This window comes from Candidatus Pelagibacter sp. HTCC7211, from assembly GCF_000155895.1.
Lineage (GTDB): Bacteria > Pseudomonadota > Alphaproteobacteria > Pelagibacterales > Pelagibacteraceae > Pelagibacter.
On sequence record NZ_DS995298.1, the window covers coordinates 168,559 to 193,806 of the forward strand.

At 29.9% G+C, this 25,248-nt stretch carries 24 protein-coding genes; 10 read left to right on the forward strand and 14 right to left on the reverse strand.

The window, feature by feature from the left end:
* The first annotated feature begins 7 nt into the window (after positions 1-7).
* Complete coding sequence (locus PB7211_RS00860) at positions 8-709, forward strand: lysophospholipid acyltransferase family protein (protein WP_008544353.1); 702 nt, start codon at positions 8-10, stop codon at positions 707-709.
* On the opposite strand, the gene dnaN is transcribed toward PB7211_RS00860, so the two are convergent.
* The 4 genes from dnaN to mutM form a co-directional block, all read right to left on the reverse strand.
* Positions 706-1,818 carry a DNA polymerase III subunit beta gene (dnaN, locus tag PB7211_RS00865; RefSeq protein ID WP_008544934.1) on the reverse strand — a complete coding sequence of 371 codons (1,113 nt, stop codon included), beginning with the start codon at positions 1,816-1,818 and terminating at the stop codon, positions 706-708. The two genes, PB7211_RS00860 and dnaN, sit on opposite strands and share 4 nt — an antisense overlap.
* A complete protein-coding gene (gene dnaA / locus PB7211_RS00870; RefSeq protein WP_008545518.1) occupies positions 1,808-3,217 on the reverse strand; it encodes a chromosomal replication initiator protein DnaA in 1,410 nt (469 codons plus the stop codon). Before dnaA ends, dnaN begins: the two co-directional genes overlap by 11 nt.
* A 310-nt stretch (positions 3,218-3,527) precedes the next feature.
* On the reverse strand, positions 3,528-3,788 hold the full coding sequence (gene rpsT, locus PB7211_RS00875; protein WP_008545716.1) for a 30S ribosomal protein S20: 261 nt from the start codon (positions 3,786-3,788) through the stop codon (positions 3,528-3,530).
* A gap of 50 nt (positions 3,789-3,838) precedes the next feature.
* Positions 3,839-4,702 (reverse strand): bifunctional DNA-formamidopyrimidine glycosylase/DNA-(apurinic or apyrimidinic site) lyase, encoded by an 864-nt coding sequence (mutM, locus tag PB7211_RS00880; protein WP_008544769.1) that lies wholly within the window; start codon positions 4,700-4,702, stop codon positions 3,839-3,841.
* A gap of 31 nt (positions 4,703-4,733) precedes the next feature.
* On the opposite strand from mutM, the gene ubiE reads away from it, so the two are divergent.
* The 6 genes from ubiE to PB7211_RS00910 are packed head-to-tail and all read left to right on the forward strand — an operon-like array spanning position 4,734 to position 9,853.
* Entirely contained in the window at positions 4,734-5,438 is a 705-nt protein-coding gene (gene ubiE / locus PB7211_RS00885; RefSeq protein WP_008544485.1) for a bifunctional demethylmenaquinone methyltransferase/2-methoxy-6-polyprenyl-1,4-benzoquinol methylase UbiE, read from the forward strand.
* Entirely contained in the window at positions 5,438-7,006 is a 1,569-nt protein-coding gene (gene ubiB, locus PB7211_RS00890) for a 2-polyprenylphenol 6-hydroxylase (RefSeq protein ID WP_008545873.1), read from the forward strand. Before ubiE ends, ubiB begins: the two co-directional genes overlap by 1 nt.
* A gap of 9 nt (positions 7,007-7,015) precedes the next feature.
* A complete protein-coding gene (gene coaBC / locus PB7211_RS00895; protein ID WP_008545379.1) occupies positions 7,016-8,221 on the forward strand; it encodes a bifunctional phosphopantothenoylcysteine decarboxylase/phosphopantothenate--cysteine ligase CoaBC in 1,206 nt (401 codons plus the stop codon).
* Positions 8,221-8,658, forward strand: a complete 438-nt coding sequence (dut, locus tag PB7211_RS00900) for a dUTP diphosphatase (protein ID WP_008544266.1) — start codon at positions 8,221-8,223, stop codon at positions 8,656-8,658. The genes coaBC and dut overlap by 1 nt, the downstream gene beginning before the upstream one ends.
* Positions 8,655-9,410, forward strand: a complete 756-nt coding sequence (locus tag PB7211_RS00905) for a HesA/MoeB/ThiF family protein (protein ID WP_008544638.1) — start codon at positions 8,655-8,657, stop codon at positions 9,408-9,410. The genes dut and PB7211_RS00905 overlap by 4 nt, the downstream gene beginning before the upstream one ends.
* Entirely contained in the window at positions 9,410-9,853 is a 444-nt protein-coding gene (locus PB7211_RS00910) for an SH3 domain-containing protein (RefSeq protein WP_029455777.1), read from the forward strand. Before PB7211_RS00905 ends, PB7211_RS00910 begins: the two co-directional genes overlap by 1 nt.
* Here PB7211_RS00910 and PB7211_RS00915 read toward each other — a convergent pair whose 3' ends face one another.
* The 3 genes from PB7211_RS00915 to PB7211_RS00925 all read right to left on the reverse strand — a co-directional run bounded on the left by PB7211_RS00915 (position 9,854) and on the right by PB7211_RS00925 (position 13,192).
* The gene (locus PB7211_RS00915; protein WP_008545998.1) at positions 9,854-10,450 is read right to left on the reverse strand and encodes an aspartyl/asparaginyl beta-hydroxylase domain-containing protein; all 597 of its coding nucleotides are present in this window, start codon (positions 10,448-10,450) and stop codon (positions 9,854-9,856) included.
* 14 nt (positions 10,451-10,464) lie between these two features.
* On the reverse strand, positions 10,465-12,672 hold the full coding sequence (gene katG / locus PB7211_RS00920) for a catalase/peroxidase HPI (RefSeq protein WP_008545966.1): 2,208 nt from the start codon (positions 12,670-12,672) through the stop codon (positions 10,465-10,467).
* A 106-nt stretch (positions 12,673-12,778) separates the two neighbouring features.
* Positions 12,779-13,192, reverse strand: coding sequence for a Fur family transcriptional regulator (locus PB7211_RS00925; protein WP_008545492.1), 414 nt, complete (start codon positions 13,190-13,192; stop codon positions 12,779-12,781).
* A gap of 95 nt (positions 13,193-13,287) precedes the next feature.
* On the opposite strand from PB7211_RS00925, the gene fabA reads away from it, so the two are divergent.
* From fabA to PB7211_RS00940, 3 genes are read left to right on the forward strand one after another with little or no spacing between them, the layout of a single operon-like run.
* A complete protein-coding gene (gene fabA, locus PB7211_RS00930) occupies positions 13,288-13,788 on the forward strand; it encodes a bifunctional 3-hydroxydecanoyl-ACP dehydratase/trans-2-decenoyl-ACP isomerase (RefSeq protein ID WP_008545698.1) in 501 nt (166 codons plus the stop codon).
* The gene (fabB, locus tag PB7211_RS00935; protein ID WP_008544886.1) at positions 13,788-14,999 is read left to right on the forward strand and encodes a beta-ketoacyl-ACP synthase I; all 1,212 of its coding nucleotides are present in this window, start codon (positions 13,788-13,790) and stop codon (positions 14,997-14,999) included. Before fabA ends, fabB begins: the two co-directional genes overlap by 1 nt.
* Before the next feature lie 3 nt (positions 15,000-15,002).
* Entirely contained in the window at positions 15,003-15,788 is a 786-nt protein-coding gene (locus PB7211_RS00940; RefSeq protein ID WP_008545359.1) for an enoyl-ACP reductase FabI, read from the forward strand.
* A gap of 112 nt (positions 15,789-15,900) precedes the next feature.
* Here the strand turns inward: PB7211_RS00940 and pnp are convergent, their stop codons facing one another.
* From pnp to lnt, 7 genes are all read right to left on the reverse strand, one after another.
* Complete coding sequence (pnp, locus tag PB7211_RS00945; RefSeq protein ID WP_008545994.1) at positions 15,901-17,973, reverse strand: polyribonucleotide nucleotidyltransferase; 2,073 nt, start codon at positions 17,971-17,973, stop codon at positions 15,901-15,903.
* Between the two features lie 57 nt (positions 17,974-18,030).
* Positions 18,031-18,279 (reverse strand): 30S ribosomal protein S15, encoded by a 249-nt coding sequence (gene rpsO / locus PB7211_RS00950; protein ID WP_008545547.1) that lies wholly within the window; start codon positions 18,277-18,279, stop codon positions 18,031-18,033.
* A gap of 12 nt (positions 18,280-18,291) precedes the next feature.
* Entirely contained in the window at positions 18,292-18,660 is a 369-nt protein-coding gene (rbfA, locus tag PB7211_RS00955) for a 30S ribosome-binding factor RbfA (protein WP_008544088.1), read from the reverse strand.
* Complete coding sequence (gene infB / locus PB7211_RS00960) at positions 18,660-20,879, reverse strand: translation initiation factor IF-2 (protein ID WP_008544969.1); 2,220 nt, start codon at positions 20,877-20,879, stop codon at positions 18,660-18,662. The genes rbfA and infB overlap by 1 nt, the downstream gene beginning before the upstream one ends.
* A gap of 10 nt (positions 20,880-20,889) precedes the next feature.
* Positions 20,890-22,443, reverse strand: coding sequence for a transcription termination factor NusA (gene nusA / locus PB7211_RS00965; RefSeq protein WP_008545606.1), 1,554 nt, complete (start codon positions 22,441-22,443; stop codon positions 20,890-20,892).
* Between the two features lie 98 nt (positions 22,444-22,541).
* Positions 22,542-23,711: a methionine adenosyltransferase gene (metK, locus tag PB7211_RS00970; RefSeq protein WP_008545167.1), complete on the reverse strand. Its 1,170-nt coding sequence runs from the start codon at positions 23,709-23,711 to the stop codon at positions 22,542-22,544.
* Positions 23,704-25,248 carry an apolipoprotein N-acyltransferase gene (lnt, locus tag PB7211_RS00975; protein WP_083780103.1) on the reverse strand — a complete coding sequence of 515 codons (1,545 nt, stop codon included), beginning with the start codon at positions 25,246-25,248 and terminating at the stop codon, positions 23,704-23,706. The genes metK and lnt overlap by 8 nt, the downstream gene beginning before the upstream one ends.

A 25,248-nucleotide genomic window follows, 5' to 3' on the forward strand; every position in this document is an offset into this window, starting at 1 on the left:
GATTATAATGATTAGAAACTTTATATTCTCAATTTTTTTCTTTTTAGGAATAATTTTAATTTCAATAATTTTCTTACCTGCATTTTTTTTACCTCAAAAAGTTGTTTTATTAGGTGGAAGATTAATGGGATATTGGACTGAATTATGTTTAAAAATTTTTTTATCAATAAAAATTGTAATCAAAGGTAAGGAAAATATTATTAATAATGGAAAGTTTTTTATTGGTGCATCTCATCAATCAATGTTTGAAACGTTTTATCTTCAAACAATTTTCAATTCTCCGGTCTTTATATTAAAAAAAGAATTATTATTAATTCCTATTTTTGGCTGGTATTTAAAAAAAATTGGATCTATTTCGATTAAAAGAAATAAAATTACTAAAGATAATTTAGGATTCTTTGAGGATATAGCTAAAATTATTTCTAGCTCAAAAAGACCACTAATAATATTTCCTCAAGGCACAAGAGTTTTACCTCAAGAAAGACCACCTTTTAAAAAAGGTGCTTCCAGAATTTATGAAAAATTAAAGATTCCATGTCAACCTGTTGCTATTAACTCTGGATATGTTTGGCCAAAAAAAGGTCCAAAATCAAACTGTAAAACAATTACTATTTCAATTTTAAAACCTATAGCTGCTGGACTTCCAAAAGAAGAATTTCTAAATAATTTGGAAAAGAATATATACGAAGAACTAGATTTACTTAACTAACCCTTCATTGGCATTACAACAAATATACTGTCAAAATCACCTGGATCTTTAATTAACGCTGGTGAGCCAGTATCATTAAAAAATATCTCAACTCTTTCTCCATCTAGTTGTGATGCTACATCAATTAAATATCTTGAGTTAAAACTTATCTCTAAATCATGATCAAACTTTACATTTAAAGTTTCCTTACCGTCTCCACTATTTGTATTATTAACTGAGAGATCCAAAATATCTTTTGATAAATTAAATTTTACTCCATCTTTTTTATCTAAGGAAACAGATGCAACTCTATCAACTGAATTAAGAAATAATTTAAGATCTATTTCTAATTTTTTTTGGTTATTTTTTGGTATCACTTGAATATAGTTTGGAAATTTTCCATCAATCAATTTAGAAATCAAAATACTGTTATTTAATTCGAACTTAATTTTCGATTTAAGATTAGAAACTTTTACATCTCCGTCATAACTATCCAATAATGAACATAACTGAAAGATTGTTTTTTTTGGAAGTATAATAGGTTCAAAATCAATTTTTTGACCTAGTCTAATTTTTGAAATTGACATTCGATGACTATCGGTAGCAACAGCAGTCAAATAGTTTTTATCTTCAACTTCAGTTTGGTGGAAATATATGCCACTTAAATAATGTCTAGTTTCATCATTAGAAACGGAAAATTTACATTTATTTAATAATTTTAAAAGTTGTTTTGATTTTATAACAAATTCATTTTCATTAAAATTTTCATCAGTCAATGGAAATTCTGTGGCGCTGATACAATTTAAATTAAAAATAGATTTTTCTGACTCTACTTGTAATTTACTTATATCTGTTAATGAAAGATTAATTTTTTTTCCTGAAGAAAACTTTCTAACAATGTCATACATAATTGAAGAAGTAGTGGTAGTTTTTCCTTCTTCTAATACTTCAATATTGTTTAACTGATGAACAAATATTAAATCTAAATCTGTTGCTGTAATTGTTAATTTTGAATTACTAACATCTAATAAAATATTTGATAAAATTGGAAGAGTACTTCTTTTTTCAATAACTCCCTGGCAGTAATTTAAAGCTTGTTGAAGATCTTGTTGATTAACGTTAAATTTCATTATCTTTATTATTATATAGTATCTGATTTTTTAGCTTATTGATATTATCAACCATCTCGGGGTCCTTTTCCTTAATCTTTTCAATAGTTTTTACCGAATGGATTATTGTTGTATGGTCTCTATTAGAAAATTCTCTACCTATTTCAGGTAAAGATTTTGATGTTAAAATTTTTGTCAAATATATAGCTGTTTGCCTTGGTCTAACTAAGTATCTTGATCTCCTTGATGACAACATCTCATTTTTACTAATCTTAAAAAACTTACAAACTATTGTCTGTATTAAATCAATTGTAACTTTATTTTCAGCTAGGTTTAATAAGTCTTTTAAAATGACCTTTGTTTCAGACAAATTAGGAGCCTTATTATATATTCTTGAAAACGAAACTACTCTATTTATTGCACCAACAAGCTCTCTAATGCTTGCTGTAATTTCTCTACTGATAAAATCTTGTATATCTTTAGAAACTTGTAGCTGATCTGCATACAAACTATTTAATTCTTCAGTTTTCTTTTCAACAATTTTTTTTCTTAGTTCAAGGTCAGGTTTTTGAATATCAACCACCAAACCACCCGAAAATCTAGATTTAATTCTATCTTGAATTCTTGAGAGTTTATTTGGAGCTCTGTCAGCTGACACAATTATTTGTGACCCTTTATCTAACAATGCGTTAAATGTATGAAAAAATTCCTCCTGCATAGCTTCCTTACCACTAATAAATTGAATATCATCAATTAACAAAATATCTGTATTTCTAAAATATTCTTTAAACTTAACCATATCATTTGCTTTTATTGATTTTACAAATTGATACATAAAACGTTCTGCAGAAATGAACATTACTTTATTATTATCTTTTAGCTCTAAACCAATGGAGTTTAAAAGATGAGTTTTTCCCATACCAACTCCTCCATAGATATAAAGTGGATTATAATGCGATGTGTTTTCAGAAACTTTTAAAGATGCTTCGTAAGCAAGTTTATTGCTAGTACCTATTATAAAATTATCAAATCTTTTATTAGGATCAATTCTATTATATTGGAGATACGAGTCTTTTATAAAAGAAACATTCTCATTTCTTTCTATAGGTTTTTTAATATCTTCATTTATGTTTTGTGATTTATCTTGATCATCTATTTTAAATTCAATTCTGATAATATCTTTTTTATATAATCGAATAATTTGTAAAATTTGATCCAAGTATCTAGAAGTGATCCAGTCACGAATAAATCTTGTTGGAACTGATAACAAAAGATAATTATTAAATTCGTCTACAAATGTAATTTTTTTTAGCCAGCTTTCATAAATGTCTAAACCCAATTTATTTTTCATCTCGTTTTGAACTAACTTCCAGTCAAAACTTTCAGGATTTAAATTGTTAATATTTGTAGATTTATTCATAACTTATTGGAAAATCTCAGTTAGAACTAATTAAAAAAATTTGCAACAATTTAATAAAAAAATTAAAAAAAAAATAAAATCTATGATTGTAGTTTTTTAATTTTAAAAAAATTAAATTTAAAAAAAATAATTTTTAAATCTTTAAAAAATTATATTCACAATTGAATCGAATGTAGATTGAATCAAACATAGATTGAATATAATCTATTAATAATTTACTAAGTCTAAATGTAGTGATGGAAAAATAATTTTTGAGTATATGCAGTGGATACTAAAAGTTGTCTTTTAAAAAGATAAATTAAAAAAAAAATTAGATTGCAGATATCTTTTTAGTAATTCTAGAAACATTTCTTGATGCATTTTGCTTTTTAATGATCCCAGTTTTAGCAATCTTCATTAATTCAGAATTCAATTTAGGCAAGAATTTTAAAGCTTCGTCTTTCTTTTTATCTTCAATCAGAAGGTTCATTTTCTTTAAAGCATTTCTAAATCTGCTTTTTCTTACTTTATTTACAGCTGTTTGTTTAGAAATTCTTCTAATTCTCTTAATTGCTGATTTTGTGTTTGCCATATCCGCAGGGGTATAGCTTGAGAATTTAAAGTGGTCAATAAAATAATTGGCTATTTTTGACAAGATTCACAAAAAAAAGTTGATCTATTTGAGCTTATTTTTTTTTTTATAAGATCGGTGCATCTAAAATTTTTACACTTCATGCCTTGTTGCTGATAAACTTTAAATTCATTTTGAAATCCTCCCTTTGAACCTGACGTATTTTTAAAATCCCTTATGCTGGAACCTCCTTTACTTATAGCTTTTAAAAGAATTTTTTTTGAATTTAATATAATTTTTTTACATTCTTCTTTACTCAAAAAACATACTTTTCTATAAGGGTGTATTTTACTTTTAAATAGTATCTCGCTTGCATAAATATTTCCTACCCCTGATATAAATTTTTGATCAAGCAAAAGATTTTTAATATCTCTATTTTTATACTTAAAGTAATTATAAACATAATTTAAATCAAAATTTAAATCGAATGGTTCTGGACCAAGATGATTAAATCTTTCTTTTAAATTTTTTTTATTTTTTATAATCTGAAAAAAACCAAATCTTCTTGGGTCATTATAAACAACCTTAAATTTTTCAAAAATAATCTCTACATGATTATGTTTTTTTGGAAGGGTTGGAGAATTATAAAAACTTGTATTCGTAATTATATTATTCATCTTATTTTCAATGATATGAATAGTACCCGACATGCCTAAATGAATTAAACAATAGATACTTTTTGAAAGATATAAAATTAAGTATTTAGAAAATCTTTCCACTTTAATTATTTTCTTATTTTCAAAATAGCTGCTAAAATTCAATGGGATTTTAAATCTTAAATTTCTATTTCTAACTATTACCTTTTTTACCTTTTTTTGTTTAATTTTTTTATTTAATGACTGTCTTACAATTTCTACTTCTGGTAATTCTGGCATTTGATACTATATTGAATATAATTTTTTTTTTATGCAACAATATCTTCAAAATAAAAAAGGGCTAGTAGATGGTGTTTTTGATCAGGTATACAATAAATATGACTTGATGAACGACTTTATGTCTTTGGGTGTTCATAGATTTTGGAAAAAAAGTCTAATTAATATGATGAACCCCTCTTTAAATAAAAATTTAATAGATGTTGCGTGTGGTACCGGTGACATTGGTAAGCTTTTTTTAGATAGTACTGATAAAGATATGAGGGTCACTTGTGTTGATCCAAATAGAGGAATGCTGGAACAAGGTAAAAAAAAATTGTCAAAGTATAAAAATATAAAATGGATAATTTCACCAGCAGAAAAACTACCGTTGCCAGATAATACTTTTGACTTTTATACTATAAGTTTTGGTCTTAGAAATACCAAAAACTTAAATAAAGCTCTGTCGGAGGCTTACAGGGTTTTAAAACCAGGTGGACGTTATCTGTGCCTTGAATTTTCTAAAATTCAGAATTCAAATTTAGATTTTATCTATAAAAATTATTCAAAATTAATTCCAATTATTGGTGAATTTGTTGTTGGTGAAAAAGAGCCGTATGAATATTTGGTGAAGAGTATTGAACAATTTATTAATCAAGAGGAGTTGATTGATTTAATGAAAAAAAATAATTTTCATAAATGCGCATATAGAAATTTTTCTGGAGGAATTGTTTCAATTCATACTGGATGGAAGTTATAATGATCAGAAAGCTAATAACTCTTTTTAAATTAGGAAGGAAAATTGCTAAATCTGACATTTTAAATATAACTTCGAAATTTAAAAAACCACCTTTAGCTGTAAAAATTATTTTTCAAATTTTGTCTTTTTCATTTTCTAAAAAAGAACAAAATAATTTTAACAAAAATGAAGGGGAAAGACTTTCAAGCTCATTAGAGTCAATGGGAACTACTTTTATTAAACTTGGACAATTTTTAGCGACAAGGCCGGACATAATAGGAGAAGAATTATCGACCAAGCTTGAAAATTTACAAGATCGACTTCCTCCTTTTCCTATTAATTATGCAAAAGAAATAATAAAAAATGATTTAGGTAATGACACGTATAATTCAATTATAGATTTAAGTGAACCTGTAGCGGCTGCTTCTATTGCGCAAGTACACAAAGCAAAAATTAATGACAACGGAACGATTAAAGATGTGGCTATTAAAATTTTAAGACCAGATATTAAAAAAATATTTAATGAAGAAATCGATGCTATGATGTTATTTGCTTTCATCATCGAGTCGTTTATAAAAAAAACAAAAAGATTAAAACTTGTTGAGGTTGTTTTTTTATTAAAAGAAATAACTAATCTTGAGATGGATTTAAGGTTTGAGGCAGCAGCAGCAAATGAATATGCTGAAAATACGAAAAATGATGTTGGGTTTCAAGTACCACAAATATACTGGAATTTTACCAGTGAAAATGTGATGACTTTAGATTGGATAGATGGTGTTTCAATAAGAGAGACTGAAGAACTAAAAAAAAGAAATCTGGATACAAATAAAATTGCTGAAGATATAATCCAACATTTCTTAAGACATGCTGTAAGAGATGGTTTCTTTCACGCTGATATGCACCAAGGAAACATTTTTATTGATAACAATGGTCAAATAGCACCTATTGATTTTGGTATCATGGGAAGATTAGATAAAGTTAGTAAAAGGTTTTTGGCTGAAATCCTATTCGGTTTTATACAGAGAGATTATAAAAAAGTAGCTGAAGTCCATTTAGTTGCGGGATTAGTGCCAAATAACGTGCCAATTGATGATTTAGCACAAGCATTACGATCAATAGGAGAGCCTATTTTTGGACAAGCCGTAAAAGATATTTCGGGTGGCAAATTACTCAAACAATTATTTGATGTGACTGAGAAATTTAATATGCAAACACAACCTCAACTTTTGATGTTACAAAAAACAATGGTTGTAGTTGAAGGTGTTGCAAGAAAATTAAATCCTAACACTAATATCTGGACAACATCAAAACCAGTCCTTGAAAGTTGGTTAAGAGAAACAAAGGATCCTATTAATAATTTAAATGAAACATTAAAAAATACATCCGAAGTTATTAAAAGATTGCCTGAATTTCCTGAAATTATGGATAAAGCCAATCAAGCCTTAACATTTTTAGCAAATGGCCAAATTCCTCAAAATTCAAACTCTTTTACTGCATTAAATGATAAGAAATCTGAAATGATTGCATTTAGAAATCAAACTATTATTGGCTTATTAGGTCTTGTAATTATTGGACTATTAGTATTTTAATTCTTCAAAATGAAAAATGTGTTAAATAAAAAAATTCTATTAATTATATGTGGAGGAATTTCTGCTTACAAGAGTCTTGAAACAATAAGACTTTTTAAAAAAAATGGAGCAGTAATTAAAACTATACTTACTAGTAGTGCTAAAGAATTCATTACTCCTCTTTCTGTTGCCTCTCTTTCACAAGGAAAAGTTTACAGTGAACTGTTCAATGTTGAAAATGAAACAGAAATGGATCATATCGCTCTATCGAGATGGGCAGATATAATTTTAATAGCTCCAGCAACAGCCAACACTATTTCTAAATTAGCGCAGGGTACAACTGATGATCTTGCTTCAACCGTAGTATTAGCATCAGATAAAGATATTTATTTAGCTCCAGCGATGAATGTTAGGATGTGGGAACATCAATCTACAAAACAAAATTTAAAAAAACTTAAAAGCTTTGGTTATAAAACAATTGGACCAGAAATTGGGGAAATGGCTTGTGGAGAATATGGAGAGGGCAAAATGTCAGATCCACTTACTATTTCTACGGAAATAGATAATTATTTTTTAAAACAAAAAAACAATAAAAAACTTAAAGCAATAGTCACTGCAGGCCCAACAAATGAATATATAGATCCTGTTAGATTTCTAACTAATAAATCAAGTGGTAAGCAAGGATATGAGATTGCTAAATCTTTATTTAAAAAAGGTTTTGATACAACTCTAATTTCTGGACCAACAAATTTAAATATTGATGAAGATATTAAGTTAATTAAAGTAGAAACAGCTAACCAAATGTTGGTTGCTACACAAGAAAATTTACCAGCTGATGTAGCAATATTTTCAGCTGCAGTTGCTGATTTTAAAGTCAATAAAAAATTTAAAAGCAAAATTAAAAAACAAGATTTTTTAAAATTAAATTTGGAAAAAAATGTAGACATTTTGAGTTATGTTTCTAATCACAACTCAATGAGACCAAATCTTGTAATAGGTTTTGCAGCTGAAACTGATGAAATTGAATTAAATGCAAAAGAGAAATTGAATAATAAAAATTGTGATTGGATTATTTCTAATGACGTATCTAATAGAAAAATTGGTTTTGATTCTGATTATAATGAAGTAACAATTCATTACAGAAATAAAGATATAAAACCAGAAAACCTTTCATATAAAAAAAAATCTGAAATATCTGATGAAATAGTTGATAGAATAATTTATCAATTAAATTAATGGTAAAAGTTCTTTTAAAGAAATTAGATTCATCTGTAGAGCTACCTTCGTATAAAACTGATGGAGCATCAGGTATGGATTTAATGGCATTTATTAAAGAGCCTATAAATTTAAAACCTTATACATCTTGCATGGTTCCAACAGGCATTTCTTTAGCATTCTCTGGTGAATTTGAAATTCAAATAAGACCTAGATCTGGCTTAGCTGCTAAAAGTAGTATTAGTGTTTTAAACACACCGGGCACAATTGACAGTGATTATAGGGGTGAAATTAAAGTAATTTTATATAACCATGGGAGTAATGATTTTTTAATAAATAATAAAGATAGAATTGCCCAAATGGTTTTAACACCGGTTGTTAAAATAGATCTTGAGGAAACTGATGATCTTCCTAATACAGTAAGAGGCAAAGGTGGTTTTGGTTCAACAGGGAAATGACTTTAAAACTAAGTAAAAAAGAAATTGAAAAGTTTTCAAGACAAATAATTCTAAAAAATATTGGAGCTTTAGGCCAAAAAAAAATTCTAAATTCCAAAGTTCTTATAATTGGTATGGGAGGGTTAGGCTGCCCAGTTGCAGAATTTTTAACTAGATCTGGAATTGGTACATTAGGAATTATAGATCATGATATTGTTGGTGCATCTAACATTCATAGACAAAGCTTATATGATGAAAGAGATTTGAATAAGCTAAAAGTTAAAGTAGCCCAGGAAAAATTAAAGAATATTAATCCAAAAACCAAAGTTAATGCTTTCGCTGTTAAATTAAACAATATAAATGCAGATAAAATAATCAAAAATTATGATTATATTGTTGACGGTACAGACAATTTTAAAAGTAAGTTTTTAATTAATGATTTAAGCCTTAAAAATAAAAAATTTCTTGTTACTGGAGCTATTAGTAAATTTGATGGTCATATTTTCACTTTTAACTTTAAAAACAAAAAAGATCCTTGTTTAAGGTGTTTTTATCAGGAAGAAAGTATTTCGGACGATATTTTAAACTGTGAATATGAAGGAATTTTAGGAACTGTAGCTGGTATAATAGGAACAATGCAGGCCAATGAGATATTAAAAAAGGTACTTAATATTGGTCAAAATTTAGAACGCTCAATATTAATTATAGACTTATTAAATTTGAATTTTAGAAAAGTAAAAATAAATAAAAGAAAAAAATGTGAATGCAGATAATGAAAAAACAAATTTATACTTTATTTTTTTTAATATTTTTTGTTTCTTGTAACGCTACGGCTGAAACTTTTTTGTCTTTGAAAAAAAATAAAGTTAATGTTCGGTATGGTCCTAGTTTTGACTCTGATGTTAAATATGTTTATAAAAAAATTAATCTTCCACTTAAACAGATAGATAAAAAAGAAAATTTTAGAAGAATAATTGACATGAAAAATAACAGTGGTTGGATTCATGTTTCTCAATTAAAAAATAATAATTCTGTCATCTCAACTGATTTAAAAATTTTATTTAAAAAACCATCATCATTTGCAAAACCAATTGCTCAATTAAAAAAGGGTAGGTTGCTTATTGTAAAAGAATGTAAAAAAAAATGGTGTAGTGTAGAAACTGGAAAATTTACTGGTTGGGTGGATAAAGAAAATCTTTGGGGAATATCTAAGTAATTAGTTTTTAAAAGGATTGTCAAGAACACAAGCTACAAGATGAACGCGTGCTTGTTCACCACCATTAAAAAAATTATGGTATTTAGTGTTATTTGTAATCCATACACTTCCATCTGCTGGCAAATGTTTTGCAACATTTTCTATAACCATTGAGCATCCAGCATTAGTTACGATTGGTATATGTAATCTACATTCAGGATCTTTGTGCCAACTTAAAGTTGATCTTGGTTCCTTTAATAAAAGTCTTACCCTTCCAAGCTTAAACCTTTTGCTTAATACCTCATAAACTTCGCTAAAGTACGTGTTGTTAAATTCTGGCACTAATTGTGTATATTTAGACTCGTCAATATCAATATCTCTTGATACTTCCTTGCCAGTTTCATCTGCTATGGTCCAATATTTTCCTCGTATATTGTTTCCTTTAATAGAGCTCTCATCATTAGGAATTTGATTTAAAGAAATAGCACCAAAGTGGGTGACACCTGGAGAATTAAACTTTTTATTTTCAAGAATTGAATCTAAATCATTTCTTAATTTTGAAATATCAAATTTTAATTCAGGGACCTTATAAAAGTCTTCAAAACTTACTTGAGCCATAATGTCTTATTTTGTTAATTTAGATCAAAACGATCTGCATTCATAACTTTTGTCCATGCAGATATAAAATCATTAACAAATTTGTCAAGTGAATCATCTGTTGCATAGACTTCAGCTAAAGCTCTTAGTTGAGAATTTGATCCAAAAATCAAATCAGCTCTAGTTCCAGTCCATTTAACTTTATTTGTTTTACGATCTTTGCCTTTAAAGATATCTTCTTTGCTTGAAGTTTCTTTCCATTTTATGTTCATGTCTAAAAGATTAACAAAAAAGTCATTGGTAAGTTTTCCTGGTTTTTTAGTAAACACTCCATGACTAGAACCATCAAAATTAGCTCCCATAACTCTCATACCTCCAACCAAAACTGTCATCTCTGCACCAGTTAATTGTAATAGTTGAGCTTTATCTACTAGTAATTCTTCAGCTATTGTTGAGTTCTCTCCCTTAGCATAATTTCTAAAACCATCAGCAACAGGTTGAAGTAAACCAAATGAATGAATATCTGTTTGATCTTGAGTAGCATCACCTCTTCCTGGTCTAAAAGGAACTTTTACTTTTTTACCAGCTGCTTTAGCCGCTTGTTCAATTCCAACAGATCCACCTAGAACAATCAAATCTGCTATAGATACTGATTTGGACTTGGTATTAAACGATTTTTGTATTTTCTCATAAACCTTAATTACTTTTGATAATACGGTTGGATTATTAACTTTCCAATTTTTCATTGGAGCTAATCTTATTCTGGCGCCATTTGCTCCACCTCTTTTATCAGAAGATCTATAAGTTGATGCTGAAGACCATGCAACTGAAACAAGTTTTGATACTGATAATCCTGAGCTTGCAATTTTTCTCTTCAAAGATTCAACTTCACTATTTTTTAGTTTATAATTATTTTTAGGAACTGGATCCTGCCAAATTAAATTTTCTTTTGGCACTTCAGGTCCTAGATAATTTACTTTAGGTCCCATATCTCTGTGAGTTAACTTGAACCAAGCTCTTGCAAAAGCATCAGCAAACTCGTCTGGGTTATTATGGAAATGTCTTGAAATTCTTCCAAAGCCTGGGTCCATTCTCATTGATAAGTCAGTTGTTTGCATCATTGGCATATTCTTCTTGCCTTTAATGTGTGCATCAGGCGTCATCTCAATTGCTTTACCATTTCTTTTTGGTTTCCATTGATATGCTCCTGCAGGACTTTTGGTCAACTGCCAATTATACCCAAATAAATTGTCAAAATAACCCATATCCCATTTAATTGGATTAGAAGTCCATGCTCCTTCAATACCACTACTTATTGTGTCTGCTCCAATTCCACTTTTGTAACTACTGTTATAACCAGTTCCTTGTTCTTGAATTTTTGATCCTTCTGGCTCTGGACCTTTATAAGATTCAGATGCAGCTCCATGAGACTTACCAAAAGTATGACCGCCAGCTACCAATGCAACTATTTCGTAATCATTCATAGCCATTCTTCCAAAAGTTTCTCTTATATCTCTTGCAGCTTTAAGTGGGTCTGGATTCCCATCTGGTCCTTGAGGATTTACATAAATTAATCCCATTTGAACAGCACCTAATGGATTTTCAAGTTCTCTTTTTTTATTATAACGATTATTCCCTAACCATTCTTTTTCTGAACCCCAATAAATATCATCTTCAGGTTCCCAAATATCTTCTCGACCACCACCAAATCCAAAAGTTTTTAATCCCATAGACTCGATTGCAACGTTGCCAACTAATACAAATAAATCAGCCCAAGAAATTCTTTTTCCATATTTTTTCTTAATAGGCCAAAGTAGTAATCTTGCTTTATCTAAGTTAACATTATCCGGCCAACTGTTTAATGGTGCAAATCTTTGATTTCCGGTTCCAGCTCCACCTCTACCATCTCCAGTTCTGTAAGTTCCAGCTGCATGCCATGCAAGTCGAACCATTAGAGGACCGTAATGACCATAATCAGCAGGCCACCAACTTTGAGAGTTGGTCATAAGCTTTTTAAGATCATTTTTTAAAGCTTTATAATTAAGTTTTTTAAATTCTTTTTTGTAATCAAATTTTTTATCAAAAGGGTTTACTAGTTCTGAGTGTTGACTTAAGACTTTTAGATTTAAGCTATTTGGCCACCAGTCTCTATTAGTTTGACCTTTGCCAGTTGGATGTTTTTGAGGAATTCCTTCTCCGTGATATGGACATTTGCTTATTTCGTTTCTTATTTCACTGCTCATTTGATTACCTTTTTTTATTAATTACCATTTTTATTGTGATTTAGTTTATAATGATTCTAAATAGGTAGTCAAGTAATTCAGACTATTTTGTCTTTAATTGTGACAATTATTCATTATCAACTTTAACAAGAATTTCAACTGAACTAATTTTCTTCCCTGGCAAAATTTTATTTATTTGAATTTTTTCCACATCCTCATCGTTTAAATCGATCAACTCTTTAGTAGTCTTGTCATAAAAATGATGGTGATGAGAAGTATTTGTGTCAAAATAAGTGCTGTCATTATTTAAAGTAATCTCTTTTAAATAACCTTTTTTCTTGAAAGCATGAACAGTGTTGTAAACTGTAGCTAAAGATATTTTTTCATTATTTTCTTCAGAAATTTTTTTTACCAATTCATTAATTGTAAAGTGAAAAGTTTTCTCTCTTTTGAATAAAACCTCACAAATTTTAACTCTTTGCTTAGTAGGTCTTAGTCCCGTTTCTCTTAATTTTTCAATGAAATTACAGTTTTTTGCCATAGTTTTTTATAATAATTCTAAACTAAGAATAAAAATTATATTGTTTTATTATATTATATTATCATTAAATCAAGTACTAAGGGAACTCAAAAATTATGAAAAAAAATTCTTACTCCTATGATGATCTCATAACATGTGGAAATGGTGATCTTTTTGGGCCTGGAAATGCTAAATTACCACTTCCTCCAATGCTGATGTTTGATAGAATAACAGAAATTAATGAGAATAATGGAGAATTTAACAAAGGTTCTCTAAAAGCTGAGTTAGATATTAAAAATGATCTATGGTTTTTTGACTGTCATTTTAAAGCTGACCCTGTAATGCCAGGCTGTTTAGGATTGGACGCTATGTGGCAGTTAGTTGGGTTTTATTTAGGTTGGTTAGGAAATCCTGGAAAAGGAAGAGCTTTAGGAGTCAGTACTGTAAAATTTACAGGTGAAGTTTTACAAAGTGTAAAGAATGTAAGATACGAAATAGATATGAAAAAAATTATGTCTCCAGGAGGAACAACAGTCGGTCTTGCAAATGGTTTAGTATTTGCAGACGATAAAAAAATTTATTCAGCAGAAAGCTTAAAAGTGGGGTTATTTAAATAATGAGAAGGGTAGTTATAACAGGTTTAGGAGTTGTATCTTGCTTAGGTAATAATCAAGAAGAAGTCCATAAATCACTATTAAATTCGAAGTCAGGAATTTCTTATGCTGAAGAGTATAAAGAACATAATCTTAAAAGTCATGTTCATGGCAAACCAAATATAAAGCTTGAAGATCATATAGATAGAAAAACAATTAGATTTATGGGTTCAGGTTCAGCTTATAATTACATTGCAATGAAAGAAGCAATTGAAGACTCAGGATTAGAAGAAACTGAAGTAAGCAATTTTAAAACTGGAATTATTATGGGCTCAGGAGGACCTTCAATCGAAAACGTCATATTGGCAGCAGATAAAACTAGAGCTAAAACTCCAAAATTAATGGGACCATTTATTGTTCCAAGAACAATGGCAAGTACAGCTTCAGCAACTCTTGCTGTCCCTTTTAAAATAAAAGGTACCAACTACACAATGAGTTCGGCTTGTGCAACGAGTGGTCACTGTATCGGTAATTCAATGGAATTAATTCAAATGGGCAAACAAGACGTTGTTTTTTCAGGGGGTAGTGAAGAAGTTCACTGGGCAATGACTGCAATGTTTGATGCAATGACTGCTTTATCATCAAAATATAATGATGCTCCTGAAACAGCATCTAGAGCATATGATAAAACAAGAGATGGTTTTGTAATAGCTGGTGGTGCAGGTGTTTTAGTGCTTGAAGAATACGAACATGCTAAAGCAAGAGGTGCTAAAATATACGCGGAATTAACTGGTTATGGAGCGACTTCAGATGGATACGATATGGTGGCTCCATCTGGTGAAGGAGCTGTAAGATGTATGCAAATGGCAATGTCTACGGCTAAAAATAAAATTGATTATATCAATACCCATGGAACTTCTACTCCAGTTGGAGATATTACAGAACTAAATGCAGTTAAAAATACTTTTGGAGACAATATTCCAAAGATTAGTTCGACAAAATCTTTATCTGGACATCCACTTGGTGCTGCCTCTGTTCATGAAGCAATCTATTGTTTAATAATGATGAAAAATAATTTCATTGCTGGCTCAGCAAATATTAATGAGATGGATGAAGAAGCTAAAAAATTTCCAATAGTTGCAAAAACTGAAACTAATGCAACATTAAATACTGTAATGTCTAATAGTTTTGGTTTTGGTGGAACTAATGCTGCATTAATTTTTGAGAAGATTTAATTTATGAATTTGATGAAAGGTAAAAAAGGATTAATCATGGGCGTTGCCAATGAAAGATCTATTGCCTGGGGTATTTCACAAAAACTTGCAGAAGCAGGAGCTGAACTAGCATTTACATATTTAGGCGATGCTTTGAAAAAAAGAGTAGTTCCTTTAGCAGAAAAATTAAATTCAAAAACTACGTTTAGCTGTGATGTTGAAAAAAAAGAAGACGTAATAAAATTATTTGAAGATGTAAAATCTCAATGGGGAGAAATTGATTTTGTAGTTCATGCGATTGCTTTCTCAGACAAATCAGAATTATCAGGTGAATATTTAGATACAACTAGAGAAAATTTTTTACGAAGTATGTTGATTTCATGTTTTTCATTTACTGAAGTTGCAAAAGAAGCTTCTAAAATTATGAAAGAAGGTGGAAGTTTAATCACCTTAAGTTATGAAGCAAACAAAGCTATTCCAAATTATAACGTAATGGGTGTGTGTAAGGCAGCATTAGAATCTAGTGTTAAATATCTAGCCAGAGATTTGGGTGCAAAAGGCATGAGAGTAAATGCTATAAGCGCAGGACCTATTAAAACATTAGCTGCTTCTGCTATTGGAGATGCAAAATTCCTGTATAAATGGAATGAAGACCATTCTTTGCTTAAAAGAAACGTAGATATTCATGATGTTGGAAATTCAGCATTATACCTTCTAAGTGACCTTGCAAACGGTGTAACCGGTGAAATTCACTACGTAGATGCTGGGTATAACAAGGTTGGAATGCCAGATCCTAAGAATATCACCTAAAATATAGTTAAATTTAGTTAAAAATATTAGGGGGGACTCTATTACCAGGTGCCCTATAAAAAAAACCCCAGAATTCTCATTCCAGGGGTTAAATTTTAATTTAAATTATTTATTATTCAGCAGCTTGTTTCATAGAAAGTTTAACTTTACCTCTATCGAAACCAATAACTTTGACTTTTACCTCATCGCCTTCTTTAACAACATCAGTTACTTTAGCAACTCTTTTATCTGCTAGTTCTGAAATATGAACAAGTCCATCTTGTTTTCCTAAGAAATTAACAAATGCACCAAACTCCATAATCTTCATAACTTTACCTGAATAAATTTTATTCAGTTCAGCTTTTGCAGTGATGTCTTTAATCATTTGCATTGCAATGTTTCTAGACTCTTCATCAGGAGCAGCAACTGTCACAACTCCTTCATCATTTACATCAACTTTAGCACCTGATTTTTCAACGATCTCTCTGATTGTTGCTCCACCTTTTCCAATTACAGCAGCAATATCTTTTTTATCAACATTTACTTGTTCCATTTTTGGAGTGTGTTTTCCAACATCTTCTCTTGAGGCAGATAATGCTTTATTCATTTCACCTAAGATATGAACTCTTCCATCTTTGGCTTGGCTTAATGCCTGCTCCATGATTTCAAATGTAATACCTGTAATTTTGATATCCATTTGAAGAGAAGTTATTCCATCTTTAGTTCCAGCAACTTTAAAGTCCATATCTCCTAAATGATCCTCATCACCTAAAATGTCTGATAAAACACTAAAATCATCACCTTCTTTAATTAATCCCATTGCAATACCTGCAACTGGCTCTTTAATTGGAACACCAGCATCCATTAATGCAAGAGATGTTCCACAAACAGTAGCCATTGAAGATGAACCATTTGATTCTGTAATCTCCGATACTATTCTAAAAGTGTATGGAAACGCCTCTTTTGAAGGTAGTGAAGAGTTAATTGCTCTCCACGCTAATTTACCATGACCAATTTCTCGTCTTCCAGTCCCAATTCTTCCAGTTTCTCCCACTGAAAAAGGAGGGAAATTGTAGTGAAGCATAAATCGTTCCCTTTGAAGACCGTCTAAACTTTCAATTCTTTGCTCATCATCAGATGTACCTAAAGTAGCAACGACAATCGCTTGTGTTTCTCCTCTAGTAAACAAAGCAGAACCGTGAGTTCTTGGCAAAACACCAACTTCACATTCAATAGGTCTCACATCAGATAATCCTCTACCGTCAATTCTGTTTTTGTTTTTAAGAATGTCAGTTCTTACAATTTTCTTCTCTAAGTTTTTAAGCTCTGAGTTAACATCAAGATCAGAATAATTTTCATTTTCTTCAAAAAGCTTTTTAGCTTTATCTGTGATTTCTGAAATTTGATTTGATCTATCTTGCTTATCTCTGGTAGCAAAAGCTTTTGTTAAATCTTTAGTAAAGGTTTCCTCAAGTTTTTGTTTAACTTCAGATAAATCTTTTTTCTCAACAGTCCACTCAGGTTTTCTGCATTCTTTTGCAAGTTCCTCTACCATCTCGATAACTGGAACAAAACCTTCGTGTCCAAATTTAACTGCGTTTAACATTTCTTCTTCTGTTAAACCGTTAGCTTCAGACTCAACCATAAGCACAGCATCTTTCGTACCTGCTACTACTAAATCTAAACTCGAGTTTTCTAATTCAGCTTTTGATGGGTTTAAAATATATTTACCATCAACAAAACCCACTCTAGATGCTCCTACAGGACCCATAAATGGCATTCCTGAGATGGCTAATGCTGCTGAAGAAGCAGTGATTGCTAGAATATCTGGTTGGTTTTCTTTATCATATGAAATTACTGTTGGTAATAACTGTACTTCATTTTTAAATGCATCTGGAAACAAAGGTCTGATTGGTCTATCAATTAATCTTGAGATTAAAGTTTCGCTTTCAGTTGGTCTTGCTTCTCTTTTAAAATATCCACCAGGTATTTTTCCACCTGCATAATATTTTTCTTGGTAATTTACTGATAGAGGAAAATAATCCATATCTGGATTAACTTTTTTTGCTCCTACTACTGTTGCTAAAATAACTGTTTCACCACATGAAGCAATGATTGCTCCGTCTGCCTGTCTTGCTACTTTACCTGTTTCTAAACTTATTTTCTTTCCTGCTACTTCTATTTCCTTCTTGTATACTTTAAACATTTCATTTCCATTTCGTTTCGTTCGTTTCGTTCCATTCCGTTCTATCTATCTTGATCTTTATTTTCTTAATCCCAATTTCGACAGTACATTTTTGTAAGAATTCATTTTTGTATTTTTTAAGTATTCTAACAATTTCTTTCTTCTATTTACCGCTCTCAACAATCCAACAGATGAATGTTTATCTTTCTTGAATTGTTTAATATGTTTAGAGAGAGTTTCAATTTTCTCTGTTAGCAAAGCAATCTGTATCTCTGAAGATCCAGTGTCTTTATCGTGCATTGCTAATTCTTGTGCCTTTTTATTCATGCCTCGTTTTTCCTATTTATTTGTTTGTTTTATTAAGTTTTCTATTTTTTCCGCATACTCAAAAGACTCGTCTTTTCTAAAAAGTAATTTTGGTAAAAATTTCATAACCACCTTTTGTGATAAAATTTTTCTAATTAAAAATGAGTATTCTTTTAATACTTTAATCACCTCATCTGCATCCTTTCCACCAAGTGGAAGCACGTAGGCTTTAGCAATTTTCAAATCTTGGCTCATTCTTACCTCAGTAACCGTTATAGTGTTGGTTTCTAAATTCGGCACCTTAGCCTCATTTCTTATAAAAATCATACTTAAAGACTGCTTAATCATCTCCCCAACTCTAAGCTGCCTTTGTGAAATCGGTTTTCCAATTCTATCTGCCATTAAATCATCCTATCTGTAGATGTAACACTAAAAGCCTCTATTGTGTCGTTTTTTTGAAAGTCCATATAGTCCTTAACTGTTATTCCACACTCTTGACCATTACTGACCTGTTTTACCTGGTTTTTTTCTCTAAATAGGGTTCCAACTTTACCAGTGTAAATAATTGCTCCATCTCTAATTATTCTAACATCTGAGGCACTAGTAATTTCACCTTCCATTACTTTTGAGCCTGCAACTTTTCCTGCACCCGAAACCTTAAAGATTTCTAAAATTTGAGCTGTACCTGTAACTGTTTCTTGAATATCAGGAGATAATAAGCCTGACATTTTTTGTTTAACAAAATCCAAAACCTCATAAATTATATTGTAAGATGAAATTTTGATTTTTTCATTTTCAGCAAGTTTTTTTGCTTCTTTGCTTGGCTTAACATTAAAAGCTATCAAAACTGCATTAGAAGCTTTTGCAAGAGTAACATCTGTTTCTGTTACCATTCCAATATCTGCAAGAATTATTTTTGGTTTAACTTCATCATGTTTGATCTGACTGATTGCATTTTTAATTGCTTCAGATGAACCATGTACATCAGATTTGATTATCAGATTTAATTCTTCTGTAGATTTATCTGAAAATGCTGAGTCTTGTGATGCAAAAGTTAAAGGATTTTTTCCATCTTTACTTTCTTGAGCCCTATTTTCACTTAAAGTTTTCGCTTTTTTTTCGTTATCTACAACAATAAAATCATCTCCTGCTTTTGCAGCGCCATTAATTCCTAAAATTTCAACAGGTGTAGATGGTGGTGCTTCATTAATATTTTTTCCTTTGTCATCAATTATTGCCCTAACTTTTCCCCATCTCAAGCCACTTACAAAAAAGTTGCCCTTTTTGAGAGTTCCCGTTGTTACAATGATAGTTGCAACTGGTCCTCTACCAACATCAATTTTAGACTCAATTACAATACCTGTGGCTTTAGACTCAAAATCTGTTTTTAAATCTAATATTTCTGCTTGTAAAATTATTGCTTCAACTAATTTATCTAAATTCATTTTTGTAGTAGCTGATATTTCAACCATTAAAGTATCACCTGATAAATCCTCAGCTATTAACTCATGTTCTAGTAATTGGTTTTTTATTTTTTGAGGGTCTGCATCTGGCAAATCACATTTATTAATTGCAACTACAATAGGAACATTGGCAGCTTTTGCATGTTTAATTGATTCAACTGTTTGAGGTTTCACTCCGTCATCTGCAGCTACAACCAACACAACTACATCAGTTAATTTTGATCCTCTTGCTCTCATTTCTGTAAAAGCAGCGTGACCAGGGGTGTCAATAAAGGTTAATTTATTTGACTGGCTCTCTATTTGATAAGCGCCAATATGTTGAGTAATTCCACCAAATTCTCCTGACACTACATTTGCACTTCTTAAAACATCTAGCACAGAAGTTTTACCATGATCAACATGCCCCATCACTGTTACAATTGGTGGTCTGTTCTTTAAATTTTCTACTCTTGTCGCTTTAATTTTTTCTATAATCTCTTCAGCTTTTTCTTCTCTAATTGGATTGTGGCCAAATTCTTTGACTAAAAACTCAGCAGTATCAGCCGCTAACGTTTGGTTAATGGTTACAGTTACACCCATTCCTAACAAATATTTAATAACATTGCTTGATTGCTCTGCCATTCTATTTGCAAGCTCCCTAACAGTGATTGCTTCAGGAATATTTACATCTCTTTTAACGGGCTTTAAACTTTCTTGAGCTTCTCCTTTGGCCAAATTTTTATTTTCTTTTAACCTTGCTCTTTTAACAGAAGCTAAACTTCTTTCTCTTGCCTCTATTTCATCACTTAAAGCTCTTGAAACTGTTAATTTTAATTCTCTTTTTTTTGTTCCAGTTTTTAAAGTTTTTCTGTCTTTACTTTCATTATCACCCTTAAGTCTTTTTGTTGCTCTTTGTTCAGCTAATTTTCGTCTTTCAAAATCATTTGTTATCGGGGGTGATTTAGGAGCAAAAGTTGGTTTTAGCGGAGCGCCTCTATTAAATGTAGATCCAGTTTTAGGTTTAAAACTACCAGGTCTAGATGAACCACTTCTATTCGGAAATTTATTTGATTGCTTATCGATTACTACTGAATTTTTATTTTGAGTTTTGGCAATCTCAATATTTTTGAATGATTTTTTGGCAGTGCCAGATATTGTTAATTTTGTTTTTTTTTCCATAGCTCATCACTCAATCTTTATAAACAATTTTTCTTGCAGACATAATTAATTCATCAGCTTCTTCTTTTGATAAAGCAAAATCCTCAAGATAACCTTGAATTTTAACTCTTTCACCTTTTACTACATCATATCCACCTGTTAGTTCATCAGATGCTAAGTCAGCAAAATCCTCTAAAGTTAAAATTTTTTGCTCACCTAATGTAACTAGCATTCCAGGAGTTAATCCTTTTAGATTTATTAAGCTATCCTGAAGACCTAATTCTTTAATTCTTTCTGAAATATCTTCTTGATCTTTTTGATGAAATTCTTTTGCTCTTTCTATTAAAGCTATTGCAGTATCTTCTTCAATTCCTTCTATCTTCATTAAATTTTCTGCAGTGGTATCTTTAATATCATCAATTGAAGAGAAGCCTTCAGCAACCAATAATTGACCTAATGTTTCATCTAATTCCAAGTTCTTAACAAAATTTTCTGTTTTTTCTTTAAACTCTACTTGTCTTCTTTCAGAGTCTTCTGCATCAGTCATGATATTAATTTCATAATTCAATAACTTAGTTGCTAGCCGAACGTTTTGACCTCTTCTTCCTATTGCTTTACTTAGATTTTCTTCAGTAAGTATTACATCTAATTTTTTCCTTTCAATATCTACATTTACTCTTTGAACTTCCGCTGGTGATAGAGCGTTAGATACTAATATTGCAGGATCCTCAGACCAATTTACAATATCAATTTTTTCTCCCTGTAATTCATTTACAACAGCTTGAACTCTTGAACCTCTCATTCCAACACAAGCTCCAACGGGATCTAAAGAAGTATCTACTGCTTTAACACAAATTTTTGCTCTGCTACCTGGATCTCTTGAAGAAGATTTAATTTCAATTAAACCATCATATATCTCTGGAACTTCTTGAACAAAAAGCTTTTCCATAAATTTTGGATGTGCTCTTGATAAAAATATCTGCTGTCCTCTTGGTTCTCTTCTTACATCATAGCAATAAGCTTTAATTCTATCACCAGCTTTAATATTTTCTCTTGGTATCATTTCATTTTTTTGGATAATTGCTTCAGTTCTTCCAAGGTCAGCTATTACATTTCCAAATTCTAATCTCTTTACAATACCACTTAATATTGTATCTTTTTTGTCGATAAAGTCATTGTACTGTCTTTCTCTTTCAGCCTCTCTAACATTAAAACTTATTACTTGTTTTGCTGTCTGTGCAGCTATTCTTCCAAAATCAAATGATGGTAATGGTTGTAAAACTTCATCCCCAACAGCTTTATCTTTGTTAATTTCATTTAGAATAATTGCATCTTCTAATTTAATTTCTGTATTTGAATTTTCTGGATTTTCTGCAACAATTAATTTTCTAAATATCTCTATATCACCACTGTCTCTATCAATAGAAACTTTAATTTCGTTGTCTTGACCAAATTTTGACTTTGCAGCTTTTGCAATGCCTGTTTCCATCGAACTAATGATAAGCTCTTTATCAATAGACTTTTCTAATGCTACAGCTTCTGCAATTCTTAATAATTCAAGTTTATCTGCTCTTTTATTTAACATATTTTTGTTAGCTCCAAAAAAAAATGGGCTAAAGCCCATTTTGTAAATTCAATAATGTAAGGGGAATATAGTAAAAAAAAATTTTAATTCAACAGAAACTATTTAGAAAAAACATTAGTTTTATCTGTTTTTTCCCATGAAAATGAGCCGTCATTTTCTGGAACTCTACCAAAATGGCCATAAGCAGCTGTTTTTTCATATATTGGCTTATTTAAATTTAACATTTCTCTTATTCCTCTAGGGCTTAGATCAAAATTTTCATTTATCTTTTCTACTACAAATTTATTTTTTTCTAAATCGTTATCAAATAAATCTACATAAATTGATAAAGGCTTTGAAACTCCAATTGCATAAGCTAGTTGAATTAAACATTTATCAGATATTTTTGAAGCAACAACATTTTTTGCAATATATCTAGCTGCGTAAGCTGCTGATCTATCCACCTTAGTTGGATCTTTTCCTGAGAAAGCTCCTCCTCCATGAGGGGCTGCACCACCATAAGTATCAACTATAATTTTTCTTCCAGTTAAACCACAGTCTCCATCTGGACCACCAATTACAAAATTTCCTGTCGGATTAACATAGAATTCATCCTCATTAAAACCATCAATAAAATTTCCTGGAATAGAATTTAACATATATGGTCTTAATAAATCTCTAACTTGTGCTTGATTTATATCAGCTGAATGTTGAGAAGATATTACTACTGATTTAACTTTAGTAGGTTTTCCATCTACATATTCAAATGTAACCTGACTTTTACTATCCGGTTCTATATTTTTTAACTTTCCAGATTTTCTATCTTCAGCCATTAGCCTCAAAATTTTATGAGAGTAATGAATTGGGGCTGGCATTAAAACATCTGTTTCATTGCAAGCATATCCAAACATAATTCCTTGGTCTCCAGCTCCTTCATCCTTATTCCCTGATGAATCTACACCCATAGCAATATCTGAAGATTGTGAGTGAAGATGACATTCAATTTTTGTAGCATCTTTCCAAGTGAATCCATCTTGATCATAACCAATATCTTTTATACAGCTTCTTACTTTTTCAATTAAATCTTCTTTTTTAATTTCAGGCCCTCTTACTTCACCAGCTAGCACAACTTTATTAGTCGTTGTAAGAGTTTCACATGCAACTCTAGAAAACGGATCTCCAGATATATAACTATCTACCACCATATCTGAAATTCTATCGCTTACTTTATCTGGATGTCCTTCAGAAACCGACTCACTAGTGAATAGATAATTTTTTAAATTACTCATTTTTATTTCTATTAAATGAAATTATCAAAAAAATATACATTAAAATTAATATTCCAAAAATTTTATTACCATGTTGTGAGAATATCGTTGGTTGTATTTTTCTACTTTCATAAAAGTCTATATATCCTGATTTTCCAAAATCAATCTTTTGTTCTATATCACCCAAAGGATTAATTATTGCTGCTATTCCATTATTTGCTGAACGTAATATATATTTACCACTTTCTATGCTTCGAAATATACTGTGAGCAAAGTGTTGTTTCGGTCCTACTGATTTACCAAACCATCCATCTTCAGAAATATTAATGATAAAATCAAAATTATTATCGTTAAATATTTTACCAGAATAAATAATTTCGTAACAAATTAGAGGTAAAAATTTTAATGAAAAATTTTTATTATTAATTTTTATGATATCTCTACTGTCTCCTTTAGAAAATGATTGATAATTGTTAGTAATTGACTTTAAACCAATTTTTTTAAGAACATTTTCAAAAGGTAAAAATTCTCCAAAAGGAACTAAATTAATTTTATTATAAAATTTAATTAATTTAAGATTATGATCGTAAATTGATAATGTATTATAAAAATTAATAACTTCTTGATCTTTAGATTTACTATTTATACCTATGACTAAAAGGTGATTATCATTAAATCTTTCTTTAAATAGCCAATTATATGTAACTAATTCCTTTTGTAATATGTCTGGAAGAATTCCTTCTGGCCAAACAAAAATTGTTTTTTCCTCTTTTTTTGGATCACTTATTTCAATTAAATCCTTAATGACTGATGCTGAGTCAATGTCTTTATAAAATCTATCTAGGCTTATATTAGATCCAATTATTCTTATCTTAAAAAAATTAGTGTCAATATCTGATGCTTTAAATTTATTTTCATAAGAAGAGCCATAAATATAAAAAATTGAAATCATAATAATAAAAACTCCACTTACCAAAATATCTTTTTTTGTTTCTCTTAGAAAAAAAATTGCAGGACTTATGAACAAGGAAATACAAAATAAATTAAATCCATAGGTTCCTATTATTGAGGTTATACTTATGATTTTTAATTGATTAGAAAAACTATAAGCGATTAAATTCCAAGGAAAACCAGTAAGAATAAAGCCTCTTATGAATTCTATAATTCCAAAAATTAATGAAAAAAATAAGAATGAACTTATTAATTTCTTTTGTTTAAAAATGATAAAAAGATAGGTAATTACGCCATAAAAAATTGCTAAGAAGGCAGGAATCACAATTAACGCTATAGGAATTAAATATTTAAAACTTTCGTCAAAAGTGAGAGAAATAGTTACCCAGTAAATGTTAGAAATGAAATATCCAAAGCCAAATAACCAGCCATATAAAAAGAAAAGTTTTTTATTATGGGTCGTTTTAGATCTTTTAATTAAAAAAATAAAAAAAAAACTAAGTGTAAAAAAATTTATAATTACATAATTGTAAGGAGGTAAACTAAGAGAAGTTACGATACCTAGTAAAATTAAAAATATTAACTCAATATAAAATTTTTTATTCAA

Coding starts and splice junctions, on each gene's coding strand:
- fabA (WP_008545698.1), top strand. CDS start 13,288: ATGAAAAAAAATTCTTACTCCTATGATGATCTCATAACATGTGGAAAT.
- metK (WP_008545167.1), bottom strand. CDS start 23,711: ATGAGTAATTTAAAAAATTATCTATTCACTAGTGAGTCGGTTTCTGAA.
- ubiE (WP_008544485.1), top strand. CDS start 4,734: ATGCAACAATATCTTCAAAATAAAAAAGGGCTAGTAGATGGTGTTTTT.
- PB7211_RS00925 (WP_008545492.1), bottom strand. CDS start 13,192: ATGGCAAAAAACTGTAATTTCATTGAAAAATTAAGAGAAACGGGACTA.
- rbfA (WP_008544088.1), bottom strand. CDS start 18,660: ATGGCAGATAGAATTGGAAAACCGATTTCACAAAGGCAGCTTAGAGTT.
- PB7211_RS00905 (WP_008544638.1), top strand. CDS start 8,655: ATGACTTTAAAACTAAGTAAAAAAGAAATTGAAAAGTTTTCAAGACAA.
- coaBC (WP_008545379.1), top strand. CDS start 7,016: ATGAAAAATGTGTTAAATAAAAAAATTCTATTAATTATATGTGGAGGA.
- PB7211_RS00915 (WP_008545998.1), bottom strand. CDS start 10,450: ATGGCTCAAGTAAGTTTTGAAGACTTTTATAAGGTCCCTGAATTAAAA.
- ubiB (WP_008545873.1), top strand. CDS start 5,438: ATGATCAGAAAGCTAATAACTCTTTTTAAATTAGGAAGGAAAATTGCT.
- PB7211_RS00860 (WP_008544353.1), top strand. CDS start 8: ATGATTAGAAACTTTATATTCTCAATTTTTTTCTTTTTAGGAATAATT.
- nusA (WP_008545606.1), bottom strand. CDS start 22,443: ATGTTAAATAAAAGAGCAGATAAACTTGAATTATTAAGAATTGCAGAA.
- dnaN (WP_008544934.1), bottom strand. CDS start 1,818: ATGAAATTTAACGTTAATCAACAAGATCTTCAACAAGCTTTAAATTAC.
- fabB (WP_008544886.1), top strand. CDS start 13,788: ATGAGAAGGGTAGTTATAACAGGTTTAGGAGTTGTATCTTGCTTAGGT.
- dnaA (WP_008545518.1), bottom strand. CDS start 3,217: ATGAATAAATCTACAAATATTAACAATTTAAATCCTGAAAGTTTTGAC.
- dut (WP_008544266.1), top strand. CDS start 8,221: ATGGTAAAAGTTCTTTTAAAGAAATTAGATTCATCTGTAGAGCTACCT.
- rpsO (WP_008545547.1), bottom strand. CDS start 18,279: ATGAATAAAAAGGCACAAGAATTAGCAATGCACGATAAAGACACTGGA.
- mutM (WP_008544769.1), bottom strand. CDS start 4,702: ATGCCAGAATTACCAGAAGTAGAAATTGTAAGACAGTCATTAAATAAA.
- pnp (WP_008545994.1), bottom strand. CDS start 17,973: ATGTTTAAAGTATACAAGAAGGAAATAGAAGTAGCAGGAAAGAAAATA.
- infB (WP_008544969.1), bottom strand. CDS start 20,879: ATGGAAAAAAAAACAAAATTAACAATATCTGGCACTGCCAAAAAATCA.
- katG (WP_008545966.1), bottom strand. CDS start 12,672: ATGAGCAGTGAAATAAGAAACGAAATAAGCAAATGTCCATATCACGGA.
- rpsT (WP_008545716.1), bottom strand. CDS start 3,788: ATGGCAAACACAAAATCAGCAATTAAGAGAATTAGAAGAATTTCTAAA.
- PB7211_RS00940 (WP_008545359.1), top strand. CDS start 15,003: ATGAATTTGATGAAAGGTAAAAAAGGATTAATCATGGGCGTTGCCAAT.
- PB7211_RS00910 (WP_029455777.1), top strand. CDS start 9,410: ATGAAAAAACAAATTTATACTTTATTTTTTTTAATATTTTTTGTTTCT.